This window comes from Nonomuraea lactucae (genome assembly GCF_003313395.1).
In the GTDB taxonomy this organism is placed as follows: Bacteria; Actinomycetota; Actinomycetes; order Streptosporangiales; family Streptosporangiaceae; genus Nonomuraea; species Nonomuraea lactucae.
In genome coordinates, this window is the sequence record NZ_QNFZ01000079.1 from 24260 (window position 1) to 38286 (window position 14027).

Here is a 14027-nt window from a genome sequence, read left to right on the forward strand (position 1 = left end):
CGGCGAGGACCGGTGCGAGGAGGTGCCGGCGGGCCTGCTAGTCTCGCCCGGCTGGTCCAGCCCTCCCTCCAAAGAGCCGGAGCACCATGAACATCCTCGCCGCCGTCCTCGTCGCGCTCGTCGCGCTGCTGCACGTCTACTTCCTCGTGCTGGAGATGTTCCTGTGGCGTACCCCACTGGGGCGCAGGACCTTCGACCTGGACCAGGAGTTCGCCGACAAGTCCGCCCCCCTCGCCAAGAACCAGGGCCTCTACAACGGTTTCCTCGCCGCCGGCCTCGTCTGGGGGCTCGTCGCTAGCGACCCCGTCGGATTCCAGGTCAAGATCTTCTTCCTGGCCTGCGTGATCGTCGCCGGCGTCTTCGGGGCGGCGACCGCCAACCGGCGCATCCTGTTCGTCCAGGCCCTCCCCGCCCTGCTCGCCCTCATCCTGGTGGTCCTCGCCCGCTGAACATCCGCCTAGCGACCCGGTCCCGCCCTGCTCCTGGCGTTCCGCAAGTCCGCCGATAGCCACCTATCGCCGGTACGGCGGGGGGTGGTGACCCTAGGAGTGGCGCGGCTCCCCTTCCCGGCCCTGTCCTGCCTAGTCTCGAACGCATGGACTAGGAGAACCCGCTCGGGCGGTTTCTGCGGGCGCGTCGTGAACTCGTGCGGCGGGAGGATTGGGGCATGCCGGCCGGCGGCCGGCGCCGGGTGGCCGGCCTGCGCCGGGAAGAGGTGGCCATGCTGGTGGGCGTGAGCACGGACTATTACGTACGGCTGGAGCAGGGCCGGGAGCGGCACCCTTCGGTTCAGGTGGTCGACGCGCTGGCCCGGGTGCTGGACCTGGAGGAGGAGGCGGTCGCCTACCTGCACGAGCTGGCACATGAGGTGCCCAGCCGGCGCCGGCCGGTCTCACGACAGTGGCGACCTGGTCCGGCTGGTGTTTCTTGACCCGGACGCGCGGGAGTTCTACCCGGACTGGGAGCGCGAGGCGGTCAACACCGTCGCCGGGCTGCGCGCGGCAGCCGGGATGGACCACCACGATCCGCGGCTGATCGAGACGGTGGGCGAGCTGTCGGTGAAGAGCGAATTGGCCATTCCGGCCGCCACGGTCGGCCCACCTCGCCCGGACGCGCTACCCGGTTGCAGCCGGCAGGCCGAGACCGGCGCGGACGTGGGGATACCGCGGCGCCCAGCCGAGTTCGCGGGTGGCCGTGGCGTGGGAGATCCGCATCGATGTGTCGAGCATCAGACACCCCAGGTAGGGCACCATCAGCCGGAGCGTCCATCGGGGCAGCGACATCGGCGGCGGCGTGCGGTGGGCTTCGGCGACGAGAGTGGCGAACTCCCGCCAGTCCATCGGCGCGTCGTCCACGATGTTGTAGGCGCGCCCGGCCTGACCGCGTTCCATCGCCCGCACCGCGGCCGCCGCCGCGTCCTCCACGTGGATGAAGCAGGTCACACCGGTCCTTCCCCGCGGCAGGAGGGGAAGCCGCCTGCGCATCAGGTCGGCGAACAGGTCGCTGAACGCGTGCGGCCCGTAGAACATCCCGTACCGCAGCGCGACACCCTCGATGCCGTCGGCACCGAACACCTGCCGCTCGGTCGCCAGGCAGGACGCCACCACCAGGTCGCCCACGTTGCCGGCGGGCTCGCCGAAGACGTCGTCCTCGGTCAGCGTCCTGGCTCCGTGGTCGCGGTAGCCGTACCCGGTGATCAGCGACTGGGTGACGAACCGGCGCGCTCCGACCGCCCGGGCGGCCGCGAGCAGGTTCTCGGTGCCCTTGCCGCGCAGGGCGAGCGTGGGGTCGTCGGCACGAAGCCTCCGCCTCACCCTCCGCAGCGCGGTGGCCTGGTGCATCACCGCGTCCGCTGAAAGGCCGTCGACCGCCCTGACCAGGGCCAGGCAGTCCATCACGTCGGCGACCACCGGCACCCCACCCAGGGCCGCGACGAGCTCGTGGTTGGCCGGGTCGCGGATGACGGCGATCACCTCGTGGCCCGCCTCCACCAGGGCGGACAGCAGGGGCCTCCCGATCGCGCCGGTCGCCCCGGCGAGCAGGACCTTCATCGCGCCTCTCCCTTCCCTGCGCGAGCGCGCAGCAAGCGGACGGCGCCGTTCCACCCGCCGCATGTGCTACTCGCCATCAGATTCTCCCGATTCCCCCGTCGCCTTCAGGCGTCGGGGGAGTCGGGAGCGGGAGGGCCGCCAAAGCCCGAGCGTGCGGTGACCTGTCAGATCCGCGCATCACAGTCTCCTTCCGGGATTTCGTCGGTACCGGCCGATAGCGTTGATCAGTGCGGTCGGGGTGGAGGAGGTGGGCGTGCGCAGGTCGTTCAAGTTCCTGCTGCGCCCTACCGCCAGCCAGGTCGCGGCGCTCGCGGCGTGCCTTGATGACCACCGCGACCTGTACAACGCCGCTCTTGAACACCGTCGTACGGCCTACCGCAAGGCAGGCGTGACGGTCCGGTACGGCGAGCAGTCGGGCGAGTTGAAGCACATCCGCGCCGACGACCCCGGGGGTCAGGGCCGGTGGTCGTTCTCCTCCCAGCAGGCCACGCTGCGCAGGCTGGACAAGGCGTTCCGCGCGTTCTTCGACCGCGTCAAGGCAGGCCGCACCCTGGGCTTTCCACGTTTCAAGGGCCGGGGCTGGTTCGACACGGTCGAGTGGCCCAAGGACGGTGACGGCTGCCGGTGGGACTCCCCGCTCGAGCACCCGGCCACGGGCGCCGCGGTCGGCTTGGACATGGGTGTCGCCTCGCTGGTGGCCACCAGCGACGGCGAGCACGTCGCCAACCCGCGTCACCTGGCCGCGACCGCCACCCGGCTGGCAGCCGCGCAGCAGGACCTCGCCCGTAAGAAGCGCGGGTCCAAGCGCCGCCGCAAAGCCGTGGCCCGGGTCGCGGCGCTGCACGCCAAGGTGCGGCGAGGTCGACTCGACTCGGCGCACAAGGCCGCGCCGGCGCTGGTCCGCGACCACGACGTGATCGTGCACGAGGACCTGCAGATCGCGAACATGACCCGGTCGGCATCGTCATGCACCGTTTCGGCGGGAAGTCGTGGCGTCTCATCCCCACTGGGAAGGAAATTGTCCGTGACGGATAGCGCCTCGCGGATAATGCTCGCTGATTGTGCGTACGTCGCCCGCAGGATGTCGTGTATCGCCGCGTGGGGGGCGACCCGTGGCAGCCGGACGAATCCATCGCGGACCAGTCGGCGGTACAGGAGCGCCACCGCCTGATCGGTTACTGCTTCCGCGGACATCACCCGACCGTTCCTCATCCACTCATACGTGATCCACTCATACGTGCGTCCAAAATGTCGGATACCCACACATTCTGTAAAGTCACGAAAAAGCGGGACATGTGGGATGGCGGCTCCACGCGGACGGCGACGCCGACCAGCGCCGATGTCACGATTATTCGTGACTTCACATCGTCGCGCATGCATAGGCACACTGGGCGAGCAAAAGCGCTAAACCATTAGAAAGGGGGACACATGGGACCCGGAAAATCCGCTGCGGTAGTCGCCGTCGTCGCAGCCATGACGCTTGTCGCTCCGCTGAGCGGGGCTGCCCATGCGGGTTCGTACAGGAAGACGGATAGCGTGAGCTGTGCTTCCGGCTTCACGGCAGCGGGCCGCTCGTACGCGCGCGGCTGGGTCATGCATGACTGGGCGAACGGGCAATTCCGGCAATGGTTCGACCGGTACTTCACGACTCGCATCTCCGTCACGGTCGCCCGCAGCAATACGGTCACCTTCTACGTGAACAACGATGGTTCTACGTCGGGCGCTTGGGATCCCAATCGGACATATGCGTACTGCACCAGATAGTGGCGCTGAGAGCCTGGAAGGCGGGTGAAAACCCGGGAGGCGGCCGGCGGAGGTGAAACCGATCGTGGCTATGAGTCGTTCTGCCATCGTGAGCCTCTTCGTAGTCGGTGTTGGCGCCACCGCGCTGGCCGTCACCGTCTGGCTGCCCCAGCCCGAAGGGCGAGGACGTGCTGAATACGCGCCACCGGGCAACGAGTACGGCTCCGCGATGGTGTCCTGCCTGGCGGGTATGGGTGTCCAGGCCAGGTCCATCGACGCAGGCGCCGGAATTCACGTCACCTCGCCCCGGCCCAGGTCAGAAGTCGAAGCCGCCGTCAAACGGTGCCAAGAGGCCACGGGCTTCGACAAGTCGCCTGCGCCTCTCTCCGACAGAGAGATGAGATCGCTCTACGCCAGCGCTGCAGAAGTGGCCGAATGCATCCGGCGGCACGGGCACGCTGTGCCACCTGATCCCGGGTTCCGCGCCTTTGCCGCGACCGATGCCGCAGCCTGGCCGCTCTACGCGAAAGTGGCCACCGAGCGGCTTCCCGAGGTCCTGAACGCCTGCGGGAACCCCGTTCCGTGAGCGTGTCCCTGAACGCCCCGCACCCGGCACGCGCGGCATGCCGGGCACCACGCGTTGACGCTCACTGAACGTTCTGTATATCTTCACCCCCAGAATCCATACAGAACGTTCTGCCGCGGCACCGGCTCCTCGCCACACGGGCGCCTGCCGCGCGAAATGATTGCGCTGGTCAGCGGAGGGGCGAACCAAGGGCACAGAGGACTGACACATGGAACCACTGTCCGCGGCGCCCGTATCCCCCAGCACGGTCAGGTTCGGTGTGCTGGGTCCTCTGGCGGTGTGGGAGAACTCTCGTCAGTTGCCGGTCGCGGGTGTCAAACGCCGGATGCTGCTGGCCACGTTGCTGCTCAGGCCCAACCTGGAGGTGCCGTCCGACCGGCTCGCCGCGGCACTGTGGCCGGACCCCGCCCCGCGCTCGGCGATGGCGAACCTGCGCACCTACGTGTCGGAACTGCGGGCGATCCTCCCGCCGATCGCCGGTGAGCCGCGCATCCGGCGCCACCCCGCGGGATACTCGATCGCCATCGCCTCCGGCGAGCTGGACCTCGACCTGTTCGACGACTTGATCCGGCAGGCGGGCGACGCCAGTGGCGTCGGCCGGATCGACGAGTCGCTGCGCCTGCTCAAGAGCGCTGTGGGGCTGTGCCGGGGGGAGCCGTTGGAAGACCTTCCGGACATGCCCGCCTGGCAGGCGGAGAAGGCCCGGATCATCGAACGGCGGCTGACCGCGCTGGAGCAGATGTGCGCCCACCAGTTCGCTCTCGGCCGGCACGCCGACACCATCGCCGAGGTGAGAAGCCTCATCGTGGCCCACCCGCTGCATGAGGGGCTGTGGCGCCAGTTGCTGCTGGCGCTGCACGCCACCGGCCGCCAGGCCGAAGCCCTGGAGGCCTACGCCGAGCTCCGCCGGCAGCTCATCGCCGAACTGGGCACCGAGCCCGGACCGGAGCTGCGCCGCGCCCACCAGGCCCTCCTGCTGGGCGACACCCCGACGACCGGACAGAAGACCGGCACTGAACGGGCCGTCTTCCCGCTGTGTCAGCTGCCGCCCGATGTGCCCGACTTCACCGGACGTGGCGCAGCGGTCAGCGAGCTGATCACGATTCTCGCCGTGGCGGCGGACGGCCGCCCACCCCCCATCGCGGTCACCACAGGCGCTCCAGGTGTCGGCAAGTCGGCGCTCGCGTTGCACGTCGCGCACACCCTGCGCGCCACGTTCCCCGACGGCCAGCTGTATCTCGATCTGGGCGGCACCGCCGAGCGGGCCCGCGAACCGGCCGACGTGCTGGTGGAGGTGCTGCGCGCGCTCGGCTTCACCGGCGGTGCCATCCCTCAGGGCCTCGGCGAGCGCTCCGCGCTGTACAGATCCCTGCTCGCCGACCGCAGGGTGCTCGTCCTGCTCGACAACGCCGCGCACGCCGAGCAGGTACGGCCGCTGCTGCCGGCCACCTCCGGCACCGCCACGCTGATCACCAGCCGCTACCAGCTAACCGACCTCCCCGGCGCCCGCCGGGTGGACGTGGACGTCTTCCACCCCGCGGAGGCCGTCGAACTGCTGGCCCGCATCGCCGGCCCCGAGCGGGCCGCCCGCGAACCAGCCCAGGCCGCCGCCATCGCCCACGCCTGCGGCAACCTGCCCCTGGCCATCCGCATCGCGGGAGCCAAGCTCAGCGGCCGGCAGTCCTGGCCACTGAGCGTGCTCGGCGAGCGCCTCGACGACGAGTCACGCCGCCTGAGCGAACTGCAGATCGGCAACCTCGGCGTGCGGCCCAGCTTCGACATGAGCATCCGGCTGCTCGACCCGCAGGCCGCCCGCGCGTTCCGGCTGCTCGGCTCGCTCGGCGCGCAGGAGCTGCCCGGCTGGGTCGTCGGCCCGCTGCTCGGCCGAGCCGACGCCGACGACGTCCTGGACACCCTGATCGACGCCAACCTGATCCACCCGGTCCGCACCGACGCCATCGGCCAGCCCCGCTACCGGCTGCACGACCTGCTGCGCCACTACGCCGCCCAAGCCGCCGCGGCCGACCCTGCCCCCGACCGGGACGCGGCCCTGACCCGGCTGCTCGGCGCCTGGCTCACCCTGGCCGAACGCGCCGCCGGCGGGCTGCCGGCCAGCATCCTGACCACCGCGCCCGGCCACGCCCCCCGCCATGGGCTGCCCACGAGCCTGACCGACCGTCTCATGGCCGATCCACTGGCCTGGTTCGACGCCGAACGCCGTCCCCTGCTGGACGCCGTCACGCTGGCCGCCCGGCACGGGCTGCACGAACTCACCTGGGAGCTGGCCGTCTCCACCATCCCCTATTTCGACCAGCGAAGCCTCTACAACGACTGGCTCAGCAGCCACCGACAGGCATTGCACGCCGTGCGCGCAGCCGCGAACCACCGCGGTGAAGCGGCGCTCATGCGCGGGATCAGCCAGGTGTACGTCTACCAGGACCGCTACGAGGACGCACTTGCCGCCGCCGACGAATCACGCCGGCTCAGCCAGGACATCGGCGACGCCTGGGGCGCGGCGAACGCGACCGTCGGGATGGCGACCGTACACCGCATCCTCGGACGCACCACCCAAGCCCTCGACCACTACCAGCGCGCCCTCCCCGCGGTGATCGACGCCGGCGACCACCACCTGGAGGCGCAGATCCGCAGCTCCATCGCCGCCATCCACCTGGCCGGCAACCGCCCGCAGCATGCGCGGACCTGGTTCGACGACGCCCTGAGGCTGGCCCGCACCCTGCACGACCAGCACCGCGAGGCCAATATCGTCTGCCAGCGCGCCACCCTCCTCATCAGCCAAGGCCGGCGGGCCCGCGCCCTGGACGACCTGCGATGGGCGCTGTCGGTCTTCGAGACGATGCACGACGAACGCTGCGCCGCCTACGCCATGCTCGGCCTGGCCCACCTGCACACCCTCCAAGGCGCACGAGCGGACGCCGAAGTGATGCTCGACAGCGCCTGGGCCATCTTCCGCTGGATCGGCAACCGCCGCGGCCAAGCCGCCACCCTCCAGCGATTCGGCGAGCTGTGGATCGCGCAAGGCATGACCGCCGAAGGCCGCGCCTGCCTCCAACAGGCCCACCACCTCTCCCGCGACATCGGCGACACCGCACAGGCGACCGTCATCGAGTCCAGCCTGTGGCAACTCAGCGGGTGATCGCCTCAGCGATGGCGGCGGCGACGTGATGACGCCGTCTTCACCGTGCCCCTCCCCCCCTGCCACGAGCGCGCAACCGGCGCGCACGCAGGACGATGCCCGCCACGACGACGAGGGTCATGGCGCCGATCACATACGGATCCCTGGCGGCACCGCCGAGGTCCAGATCGATCGCGTGGTTCAGGGTGTGCACGGCGCTGGCCACGCCGAGGCCGACCAGCGCGACGAGAACGGCGTCCCGGACCCACAGCGCAGCCAGCAGGGCCGCTGCGACTCCCATGTGGTAGGCGCCCAGGTCGTGCAGGAAGTGCTCATGATTGGGATAGCCGGCGAACTCCGAGAACGACTGAGGCCACCCCCACATCCAGACGCCGAAAGCCAGCGTGTACGCCGCGCCGGCTGTCACTATCACCTTCGTGGCGCCACGGCCCCACCCGGTGCCCGCGGTGCTGCTCGCCATGACCACTCCTCCTTCCTTCTGGAACACCTGTCCTCGACGTCGGTCTCGACCGGTCGCTTGAAGGACGGACGAGCGCTTCCGGATGTGACAGCGGCCGGGCGCGCTGACCCGCGGTCAGGCGAACTCGACCAGCCGGTCCGCGGTGTCGAGCGTGCGTTCCAGAGCCTCGACATCGGGCGCGACGAAGATGAACCAGCCCAATCGGCCGATGGAGTCCGTCGCCTGAGGGATGGCCTCGCCGGGCTCGTAGAGCAACGCCGACGACGAGTACCCCATCAGGCGCCGCGCCTGGTCGAGCCCGCGCACCTCGGTGTACCGCGTCAGACCCGGACGAACGACGAACCTGACACCCGCCGCCATCGCGGGCTCCGGGGCCGCCTGGTAAGGGGCCGGCGGCTTCCCGGTGAGGCAATCGACGAACACGCGAGGCAGGTCCACTCCGAACGCCAGGCGCAGCAGCGTGCAGATGTTGTCGCCCGGGAGCCGGGCGCCGACCTCCATCAGCACCGGACCTCGCGCATCGATGCGGACCTCCGCGTGGAAGACGCCGAGTCGCAGACCGAGCACCCGGATGATGTCCTCGACGTAACCGGTGAGGTCCGGATGGTGCCCCATGGACGCGGCCGTCTGGACGATGTGTCCGGTCTCGACGAAGTGCGGCGCCTGACCGAGCCGCTTGCGGGTGACACTGACGATCGATGGCCCCTCGGTCGAGATGTAGCCCTCGACGCTGTATTCCGGCCCGTCGATGTACTCCTCGACGAGGGCCGGTCTCTGCGATGGACGCCCGAGAGTGTCCGCCGTGGTGTCGGCGATCGCCTCCACCGCCGCGCGGACCTCGGCGACCGAGGAAGCCTTACGCACCAGCACGCTGCCGGACAGGTCGACCGGCTTGACCACGCAGGGCAGTGCGACCTCCCGGGCAGCCGTTTCCGCGTCGGCCCGCAGGCGCGGCAGGTCCGTGGACGTCTCGACGACAATGAACCGGGGGACACGGATCCCGGCGCGCCTCAGGCTCTCGCGCATCAGGTGCTTGTAGCGCAGCCGCAACGCCGAGTCCTCCTGGAGGCCGGGCAGCCCGAGTTCCGCCGCGATACGCGCGGCGAGCGGAACGAAGAACTCGAAGCCTGGAATCACGGCGTCGAAGGGCAACTGCCGGTGGCTGCGCAGGACCGCGGCCAGTACTGATTCCTCATCGTTTTCCTCATCGTTCTCGTCGACGAGGAGCAGTTCGTCCACGAGGCTCCGCTCGGCTTCGGTCAGGAAGCGCTCGTCGCGGTGGGCGGTGACCACGGTCACCCGGTGACCGGCTTTCCTCGCGGAATCAATGAGCAGTGCACCCGCCGAGACGGGCTCGATGATCAGTACATGACTCATGTGGGGTTCTCCCAATCGACGAATCAGGTGCGACTTCCTTGGGTTGACACCGACCTGCCGGTGGCACGTCCGCAGGGACGGCAGACAGGGCGTGCCACCGGCGGGGCCGGAGTCAGCCGCCCGGCGATCGTGCCGGGATCGCCGGGCGGCAGCCGGCGGAATGGACGCGGGCCTGCCAGACATCTTGGTCACCCCGGACCTGGACACCCTCGCCCCGCTGCCGTGGGAACCCGGTGTCGCCTGGTGCATCGGCGACGTCACCGACCCGGCGACCGGAGACTCCGCGCCGGAGTCGCCCCGCGACCTGCTGCGCTCCGTGCTCTGACGGCTCGGAGAAGCCGGAATGCGGCCCGTCGTCGGACCCGAACTGGAGTACTTCCTCCTCGAACCCGCCCCGGGAACCGCCACCGGATGGCGGCGCAGCCCGGACGACGTCGACGGAGCCGGCTACAGCGTGGGTCTGCGCGCGGATCCGGGCAACCACCTGCTGCGCACCCTGCGCCACCTGCGCGACCTCGGTATCGGTGCCGTCACCGCCAACCACGAGTACGACAGTGGCCAGCACGAGATCAATCTGATCCACTCTGACGCGCTGGACGCCGCCGACCGTGCCTTCCGCTTCAAGGCCGCCGTAAAGGAGCTCGCCCGCAAGGAAGGAAAGCTGGCCACCTTCATGGCCAAGCCGTACAACGACGCCGTGGGCTCCGGCTTCCACCTCCACCTGTCCTGTGAGGACGAGCACGGCAGGAACACCTTCGACGCCCCGTCCGCCCCGTACGGTCTCTCGGACACCGCGCGCCACGCCATCGCCGGTGTCCTGGCCCACGCCCCGGCGCTGGCCGCGCTGCTCAACCCCACGGTCAACTCGTACAAGCGCTTCGGCCCCGGCAGTTACGCCCCCTGGCTCATCGACTGGGGTCTGGACAACCGCACCGCCATGCTCCGCGTCCCGCCGGAGCGAGGACCCGGCGCTCGCCTGGAGGTGCGGCTCGGTGACGCCGGCGCCAACCCCTATCTGGCGATCGCCGCTGTCGCCGCCGCGATCCTGCTCGGCGTCCAGGAGGGCAAGGAACCGCCCGCGCCGCTGGAGGGCGCGGGCTACGACCCGGAGAAGGCTCCGGTCCTCCCCATGAACATGCCCGCCGCCCTCGACGCGCTGGAGGCTGATGAGCCGCTCGTCGAAGTGCTCGGCAAGGAATTCACCTCATCCTTCCTCGCTTTCAAACGCAACGAGGTCGAACGCTTCGCGCGCCATGTCACCGACTGGGAGTTCACCGAGTACGCCTACCACCTCTGACTTCCCGGAGCGCCGTGATCCGGCCTGGGAGATCGCCGTCACCTCCGCTTGGGCGCCATCGCGGTGATCGTGGTGCCCCCGCCGAGCATGCTGTTGACCGATAGTCTGCCGCCCACCTCGGCGAACGCGGCCCGCATCCGGTCGAGGCCCGGCCCGGTCCGGCTCTGGTCGAAGCCCTGGCCGTTGTCGCTCACCGTCATGCGCCACCCGCCACTGCCCCCGGTCACCGCGATCGACACGGTGCGGGCGCCGCTGTGCCGCTCGACATTGGCCAGCGCTTCACCGAGCACGGCCAGCACGGCGCGTGCGACGCAGTCGGGGACGTCGGCGGCGGGCAGCGCCCACGTCTCCACCCGGATTCCGGTGCGCTCCGACCACCGTTCCAGCTCGTTCGCCAGTTCCTCGGCCGGGCAGGCTGCCTCGCGCCACGTCAGTTGGACCGCGGAGTCAGTCATGATCGTTCCCTGGTGTGAACCGCATGGGATTCCTCGTCTCAGTGCGCCATTTTCGTCCGGCAGCACGCACATTACGTAGCCCTGGCGCGGCTTTCTGTGGCGGAATTCATGCACCGAAGGTGACCAACGTCATATCAGTGATCTAGGGCTTGTGTTCAAAAGTGCATAGCCATTTAGGCGGCTGCGTGAGTGGGCTATCGGTGGAGAGAACGGGGGACGTCATGCGGTTGAGCGCGCGCAGCAGAAGGCGTCGGACGTGATGCTGGGGGCGGATGGCCCGGCGGCGTAGGGAGCCGACGTTCGCGATGGACCTCGTTGATCTCGTGGATGCCATGGCATAACCGTAGGAAGCGCCGCCATTGCGGCAGCAAGCAGGTATTCAGGCTGGAATGTGCGAAGGGTATGGTGAGGACTTGTGACGACGTTTCGGATCAGCGAGGCCGCCGCGCTGCTCGGGGTCAGCTCCGACACCGTCCGCCGCTGGGTGGACTCCGGACGCCTGCCGGCCGACCGGGACGAGCACGGCCACCGGCAGGTGAGCGGCGCGCATCTGGCCGCCTTCGCCCGTTCCCAGGTCGAGACGGTCGATGGAGGTCGCTCCTCGGCGCGCAATCGCTTTCGCGGGATCGTGACGGAGGTGATCCGGGATGCGGTGATGGCGCAGGTGGAGATAGCCGCGGGGCCGTTCCGGGTGGTGTCGCTGATGAGCCGCCAGGCCGCGGACGAGCTCGGCCTGGAGGTGGGGGTGGTGGCGGTCGCCGTGATCAAGTCCACCAACGTCGTCGTGGAGATCCCCGGCCACGAACGCGTGGCCAGTAGCCAGTGAGGAGCCCTCCTTGGTGTTCAGTCGTTCCTCCCGGTGGGTCGTCGCCCTGCCCGCCGCGCTCGCACTGGGGCTGTCGGGATGCGGCTCCGGTGACCCGGCTGCCTCCCCGAACTCCGCTTCCGCGTCGGCCTCCGCTGCCGGAGGCGGGGCCAAGGAGCTGACGGTGTTCGCGGCGGCGTCGCTGACCGGCACCTTCACCGAGCTCGGCAAGGGCTTCGAGGCCGCCCACCCGGGTACGACGGTGAAGTTCAACTTCGGCTCCAGTGCCACCCTGGCGCAGCAGATCACCCAGGGTGCGCCGGCCGATGTGTTCGCCGCGGCCAGCCCGGCCACCATGAAGACGGTGACCGACGCGTCGTCGGCGAGCGCGCCGACCACGTTCGTGCGCAACAAGCTGCAGATCGCCGTGCCCGCGGACAACCCGGCCAAGGTGGACGAGCTGAAGGATCTGGCGGATCCGAAGGTGAAGGTGGCGCTCTGCGCCGAGCAGGTGCCGTGCGGGGCCGCCGCGATCAAGGCGCTGGACGCGGCCGGGCTGAAGGTCACCCCTGTCACGTTGGAGCAGGACGTCAAGGCCACGCTGACCAAGGTCGAGCTGGGCGAGGTGGACGCGGCGCTCGTCTACAGGACCGACGTGATCGCCTCGGCGGGCAAGGTCAAGGGCATCGCCTTCCCCGAGGCCGACAAGGCGATCAACGACTACCCGATCGCGACACTGGCCAAGGCGCCGGCCGGTGACCTGGCCAAGCAGTTCGTGGATCTGGTGCTGTCGCAGCAGGGCAGGGACGTGCTGACCAAGGCCGGCTTCGAGGCGCCCTGACCGCGTATGGTCACCTCCGAGCGCGCCGGACCGGTGGACCCGCACAGCGGGTTCACCGGCCGCCCGGCGGCGTCATCCGGTCAGGTTTCCGGCCGCCTGCCCTGGATGCTGGTGCTGCCCGCGCTGGCGGGGCTGGCCTTCCTGGTGCTGCCGCTGGCCGGGCTGCTGATCCGGGCCCCCTGGGCGACGCTGCTGGAGCGGCTGACCGAGCCGCAGGTGCTTGAGGCGCTGCGGCTGTCGCTGGTGTGCGCCACCGTCGCCACCGCGGTCTGCCTGGTGCTCGGGGTGCCGCTGGCGTGGTTGCTCGCCCGGGTGGACTTCCGCGGGCGGCGCGTGGTGCGGGCCCTGGTGACCGTGCCGCTGGTGCTGCCACCGGTGGTCGGCGGGGTGGCGTTGCTGCTGGTGCTGGGCCGTCGCGGGCTGATCGGGCAGTGGCTGGAGGCCACGTTCGGGATCACCCTGCCGTTCACCACTGCCGGGGTGATCGTGGCCGAGGCGTTCGTGGCGATGCCGTTCCTGGTGATCAGCGTCGAGGGCGCGCTGCGCGGCGCCGACCAGCGCTTCGAGGAGGCCGCCGCGACGCTCGGGGCTTCGCGCTGGACCGTCTTCCGCCGCGTCACCCTGCCGCTCATCATGCCTGGAGTGGTGGCCGGGGCCGTGTTGTGCTGGGCGCGGGCACTGGGCGAGTTCGGCGCCACCATCACCTTCGCGGGTAACTTTCCCGGCACCACCCGCACCATGCCGCTGGCCGTCTACCTCGCGCTGGAGACAGAGCCGGAGGCGGCCATCGTGCTCAGCCTCGTCCTGCTCGCCGTCTCCGTGATCATCCTGGCCAGTCTGCGCGACCGATGGGTGAACTCGACATGACGACGCTGCACGCCCGCCTGGTCGTCGCCCGGCCCGCCTTCCGACTGGACCTCACGCTGGAGGTCGCCCAGGGCGAGGTGGTCGCGCTGCTCGGCCCCAACGGCGCGGGCAAGACCACCGCCCTGCGCGCCCTGGCCGGGCTGACCGACATGACCGGCGGCCAGATCACCCTGGAGGGCCAACCGTTGCACACCCTGGCCGCCGAGCAGCGGCCGATCGGCATGGTCTTCCAGGACTACCTGCTCTTCCCGCACCTGTCCGCCCTGGACAACGTCGCCTTCGGGCCGCGCTGCCAGGGCGCTTCCAAGGCCGGGGCCCGCCGCACCGCCGCCGCCCTGCTGGAGCGCGTCGGCCTGGCCGGCCACGCCGCCGCCAAGCCCCGGCAGTTGTC

The 14027-nt window shown here is 70.1% G+C and carries 14 protein-coding genes and 2 pseudogenes; 12 read left to right on the forward strand and 4 right to left on the reverse strand.

Annotated features, from left to right (window positions below; all coding sequences use genetic code 11):
• Positions 1 to 86: 86 nt before the first annotated feature.
• The 3 genes and pseudogenes from DQW85_RS06200 to DQW85_RS47890 all read left to right on the forward strand — a co-directional run.
• Positions 87 to 449, forward strand: a complete 363-nt coding sequence (locus tag DQW85_RS06200; RefSeq protein ID WP_113699441.1) for a DUF1304 domain-containing protein — start codon at positions 87 to 89, stop codon at positions 447 to 449.
• 218 nt (positions 450 to 667) lie between these two features.
• Positions 668 to 931 carry a helix-turn-helix domain-containing protein gene (locus DQW85_RS45705; protein WP_240196962.1) on the forward strand — a complete coding sequence of 88 codons (264 nt, stop codon included), beginning with the start codon at positions 668 to 670 and terminating at the stop codon, positions 929 to 931.
• A pseudogene (locus tag DQW85_RS47890) lies at positions 864 to 1010 on the forward strand (MmyB family transcriptional regulator); the annotation flags it as partial. The gene DQW85_RS45705 and the pseudogene DQW85_RS47890, both read left to right, overlap by 68 nt.
• A gap of 105 nt (positions 1011 to 1115) precedes the next feature.
• On the opposite strand, the gene DQW85_RS06210 reads toward DQW85_RS47890, so the two are convergent.
• A complete protein-coding gene (locus tag DQW85_RS06210; RefSeq protein ID WP_113699442.1) occupies positions 1116 to 2051 on the reverse strand; it encodes an NAD-dependent epimerase/dehydratase family protein in 936 nt (311 codons plus the stop codon).
• Between the two features lie 253 nt (positions 2052 to 2304).
• Here DQW85_RS06210 and DQW85_RS06215 point away from each other — a divergent pair, with 253 nt between their 5' ends.
• The 3 genes from DQW85_RS06215 (at position 2305) to DQW85_RS06220 (ending at position 7534) form a co-directional block, all read left to right on the forward strand.
• Complete coding sequence (locus DQW85_RS06215) at positions 2305 to 3222, forward strand: RNA-guided endonuclease InsQ/TnpB family protein (RefSeq protein WP_240196963.1); 918 nt, start codon at positions 2305 to 2307, stop codon at positions 3220 to 3222.
• Between the two features lie 681 nt (positions 3223 to 3903).
• Positions 3904 to 4380: a hypothetical protein gene (locus DQW85_RS44210; protein ID WP_162794776.1), complete on the forward strand. Its 477-nt coding sequence runs from the start codon at positions 3904 to 3906 to the stop codon at positions 4378 to 4380.
• A gap of 208 nt (positions 4381 to 4588) precedes the next feature.
• Positions 4589 to 7534, forward strand: a complete 2946-nt coding sequence (locus tag DQW85_RS06220; RefSeq protein WP_113699443.1) for an AfsR/SARP family transcriptional regulator — start codon at positions 4589 to 4591, stop codon at positions 7532 to 7534.
• A 40-nt stretch (positions 7535 to 7574) separates the two neighbouring features.
• Here the strand turns inward: DQW85_RS06220 and DQW85_RS06225 are convergent, their stop codons facing one another.
• Positions 7575 to 7994: a hypothetical protein gene (locus DQW85_RS06225; protein ID WP_162794777.1), complete on the reverse strand. Its 420-nt coding sequence runs from the start codon at positions 7992 to 7994 to the stop codon at positions 7575 to 7577.
• A 114-nt stretch (positions 7995 to 8108) separates the two neighbouring features.
• Positions 8109 to 9371 carry an ATP-grasp domain-containing protein gene (locus DQW85_RS06230; RefSeq protein ID WP_162794778.1) on the reverse strand — a complete coding sequence of 421 codons (1263 nt, stop codon included), beginning with the start codon at positions 9369 to 9371 and terminating at the stop codon, positions 8109 to 8111.
• 184 nt (positions 9372 to 9555) lie between these two features.
• Here DQW85_RS06230 and DQW85_RS45715 point away from each other — a divergent pair, with 184 nt between their 5' ends.
• The gene (locus DQW85_RS45715) at positions 9556 to 9696 is read left to right on the forward strand and encodes a hypothetical protein (protein ID WP_205314920.1); all 141 of its coding nucleotides are present in this window, start codon (positions 9556 to 9558) and stop codon (positions 9694 to 9696) included.
• A gap of 15 nt (positions 9697 to 9711) precedes the next feature.
• Positions 9712 to 10668, forward strand: a pseudogene (locus DQW85_RS06235) (glutamine synthetase family protein); the annotation flags it as partial.
• Between the two features lie 38 nt (positions 10669 to 10706).
• Here DQW85_RS06235 and DQW85_RS06240 read toward each other — a convergent pair.
• Positions 10707 to 11123 carry a sensor histidine kinase gene (locus DQW85_RS06240; RefSeq protein ID WP_113699445.1) on the reverse strand — a complete coding sequence of 139 codons (417 nt, stop codon included), beginning with the start codon at positions 11121 to 11123 and terminating at the stop codon, positions 10707 to 10709.
• A gap of 415 nt (positions 11124 to 11538) precedes the next feature.
• On the opposite strand from DQW85_RS06240, the gene DQW85_RS06245 reads away from it, so the two are divergent.
• The 4 genes from DQW85_RS06245 to DQW85_RS06260 all read left to right on the forward strand — a co-directional run.
• Positions 11539 to 11949: a TOBE domain-containing protein gene (locus DQW85_RS06245; protein WP_113699446.1), complete on the forward strand. Its 411-nt coding sequence runs from the start codon at positions 11539 to 11541 to the stop codon at positions 11947 to 11949.
• 10 nt (positions 11950 to 11959) lie between these two features.
• The gene (modA, locus tag DQW85_RS06250) at positions 11960 to 12769 is read left to right on the forward strand and encodes a molybdate ABC transporter substrate-binding protein (protein ID WP_113699447.1); all 810 of its coding nucleotides are present in this window, start codon (positions 11960 to 11962) and stop codon (positions 12767 to 12769) included.
• A gap of 105 nt (positions 12770 to 12874) precedes the next feature.
• Entirely contained in the window at positions 12875 to 13636 is a 762-nt protein-coding gene (locus DQW85_RS06255) for an ABC transporter permease (RefSeq protein WP_205314924.1), read from the forward strand.
• Positions 13633 to 14027 (forward strand): ATP-binding cassette domain-containing protein (locus DQW85_RS06260; RefSeq protein ID WP_205314922.1); only part of this gene is annotated, 395 nt, incomplete at its 3' end. The genes DQW85_RS06255 and DQW85_RS06260, both read left to right, overlap by 4 nt.